This window comes from Bacillus sp. TE9106W (assembly GCF_054062215.1).
This window is the reverse complement of record NZ_JBSSFA010000031.1, coordinates 1-2,645: the sequence shown is the minus strand read 5'-3', so window position 1 is coordinate 2,645 and position 2,645 is coordinate 1. Positions and strand designations below refer to the sequence as shown.

Here is a 2,645-nt window from a genome sequence, read left to right as displayed (position 1 = left end):
CACCCGTTCCCATACCGAACACGGAAGTTAAGCTCTCTAGCGCCGATGGTAGTTGGGACCTTGTCCCTGTGAGAGTAGGACGTCGCCAAGCAACTGTAGGACGAGTCAGAATGACTCGTCTTTTTTGTATGCCTTCATACCTCTCTTAATTGCCTGTTTAACTCCTTCTAAATAGGCAAATTCATGCTAGTACCTTCTGCTCATTCATTCCACGTATTAATAAATAAAAACTCGCTGTTGTAAAGAGAATGGGTAAGATGGATTTGCTTACTTAAATATATCGTGAACTTCTCAGGAGTAGAACCGAGGAAGATGCTGCTATTTAAGTCCTTGCGACGTGCTTTGTTGCCTCAGTCAACAAAGGAACCAGGAAATATTTTTTCTTTAAAGGAGATCGTTTTAATATATACATTCAAACTTTATCATAATCCCAAGCGTTTATTTGTTTACCAGACTCATATATCGTCTTATTTATGTCTGAAGAGCTATCATGAGCAATTGTATAAAAAGGCTGGAATTGAATGCTAGCGTCGAACCCATTTATATTATGTCCAAGTTCATTTATTTGTATTTCTAGGTGTGATAAGTAAAAATCTTATTACTAGAGAGGATATTATGGGGAAGAATAATTATTTAATAGTAGGTGGAAATAGTTTCATTGGTATTAACCTTGCATTAGGTTTATTGAAACAAGGTCAAAATAAAAAAGTATTTTCTAGACATATAAATAAATTCCCTCAAAATATTATAAGTGAGGTTGAATTTATTAAAGGTGATTTAGCAAATGTGGATATTATTATTTATTTAGCTGCAACATTTAATGTAGCAACTTCAATTGAAGATGTTTTCAGAGATAGGAACAGTAGCTTTTTTTCTTAATTTCATGGAAATCGTTAAAAATTTCCTGTTAAAAAAATTGTATTAGCATCTTCTAGAGGCATAGTTTATGGTGAAACAGAATATTTACCTATTGATGAGAAACATCCATTAAAACCACTTTCTCCTTATGGAATAACAAAAGTGTCGCTTGAAAATCATTTGTACTTTTATAAGAAAAAGTATGGAATGGACTATGTTGTATGTAGATATTCTAATCCGTATGGAAAATATCAAAACCCGTTAAAGAAAGTTGGAGCAATAAATTGTTTTTTGTATCAGCATCTTAGCAATGAAAAGATTAATATACGGGAATCCGCAAGAGATTATATATATCGATGATTTAGTGGAAGTCACTATACAATTATCGCAATTCAATCACTTGAACTCTTGTGTTTATAATATAGGCAGTGGCAAGGGGCTCTCTTTAAAACGAATTATAGTAGAATTGGAGAAATTAACAGAAAGAAAAGTGGACTTTATCTGCTATAAACAAAAGCAAGAAAATGTTCAAAAAATCATTTTAAATATAGATAGGGTAAGACGAGAATGTAATTGGGAACCGAAAGTAGATTTCAAAATTGGAATTAGATTAAATAAGCTATGGATTGAAGAGATCCTATAGAGTATAAAATAATAAGCCATGCCCTACTTCTGTATAAGTAGGGCATGGCTTATTATTTTATTTCTTTTTGTATTACCCAAAGGTCTTGATGTTCCCACCAAAAACCATAGGATTATAAGGTAATAATTTAATTTTGTCACATACGTAAGAGGGACTAACGATCGTTTGTCCGTATTGATGCAGAGACACCTTTTATCCATTGTTTAAATACAGAACCAGAGGTTGTATCATTAATAATCTGCTGGATTTTCAGGTGGTGTTTATTTTCGTTTGAGAGCAGCTTTTGTTGTATTAAATGCGGCAATTCATGTATTAATGAAATAACTTTTATATTATGTTTAGCTAGTAATGCAACTATATCACCACTTATGAAGGTACTGCATATAGCGATGGTATAGTCTTGTGATAATAACTTCTTTATTAATGATTCGACCTTGATTTCCGTTGGGTAGTCTTCCTATAGGCAATAAACAGGAGCATACTTTTAAAAATCATGGATTAAAATGCCCGTTCCAATAGAAATAATTGCGACGGAGTAATGAAAGTTTTCTTTAAGAGCTTTAATAGTATGCAAAGAAAGCAGCTATGCTCCGTGGAAATGGGCATCATGGGATACATAAATAAATGATTTTCTTATTAACATGCATTTTATAACGTCTCCTAAGTTAATTAGATTTTAGTAAATGTATGGTGTATTTATAATTTCTAGAGAGAAGTGGTAGGAGATAATTGTGAATGTAATCGAAATAAAAAAGCTACTTTTAATATATATTTGTTTGGCCTGATATTCATTTTTTAGAAAGTATAAACTGTCGATTATGAAAGTGACTGCACTAGTTTATTAATCTTTAGGGAAGGAGTATAAAAACATCCTTTATAATTTATAAAAAAAAAAGGATAAAAGGTATTGACGATTATACTTTAGAGGTGTAATATAGAACAAGTCGCCGATGACAATAACGTCGAAAGCGGCAAACGAAATAAAAAACTTAGTTGACATTGAAAGATGAAAATGTTAACATAAGGAAGTCGCAAATGAGCGACCAAGTAGTTCTTTGAAAACTGAACGAAACAAACAACGTGAAACGTCAATTTTTATTTTATGATGCTAGACAAACTAACTTTATTGGAGAGTTTGATCCTG

General features: G+C 32.1%; 1 protein-coding gene, 1 rRNA gene and 4 pseudogenes. 3 read left to right on the top strand and 3 right to left on the bottom strand.

The annotated features are described in order from the left end of the window. Positions 1–91 (top strand): 5S ribosomal RNA (rrf, locus tag ACVWY7_RS26945); the annotation flags it as partial. A gap of 14 nt (positions 92–105) precedes the next feature. Here rrf and ACVWY7_RS26940 read toward each other — a convergent pair. Then, positions 106–547: pseudogene (locus ACVWY7_RS26940) on the bottom strand (glycoside hydrolase family 99-like domain-containing protein); the annotation flags it as partial. Between the two features lie 68 nt (positions 548–615). Here ACVWY7_RS26940 and ACVWY7_RS26935 point away from each other — a divergent pair. Then, positions 616–1,218 (top strand): annotated as a pseudogene (locus tag ACVWY7_RS26935) (NAD-dependent epimerase/dehydratase family protein). Then, complete coding sequence (locus tag ACVWY7_RS26930) at positions 1,169–1,501, top strand: hypothetical protein (protein ID WP_456524071.1); 333 nt, start codon at positions 1,169–1,171, stop codon at positions 1,499–1,501. The pseudogene ACVWY7_RS26935 and the gene ACVWY7_RS26930 overlap by 50 nt, the downstream one beginning before the upstream one ends. A gap of 52 nt (positions 1,502–1,553) precedes the next feature. Here ACVWY7_RS26930 and ACVWY7_RS26925 read toward each other — a convergent pair. Next, positions 1,554–1,690: pseudogene (locus ACVWY7_RS26925) on the bottom strand (class I SAM-dependent methyltransferase); the annotation flags it as partial. Positions 1,691–1,784: 94 nt separating this feature from the next. After that, a pseudogene (locus ACVWY7_RS26920) lies at positions 1,785–2,148 on the bottom strand (glycosyltransferase); the annotation flags it as partial. Between the last annotated feature and the right edge of the window lie 497 nt (positions 2,149–2,645).

Bases quoted from the DNA above. Each gene is read 5' to 3' on its own strand.
- ACVWY7_RS26930 (WP_456524071.1), top strand. From the start codon at position 1,169: ATGAAAAGATTAATATACGGGAATCCGCAAGAGATTATATATATCGAT.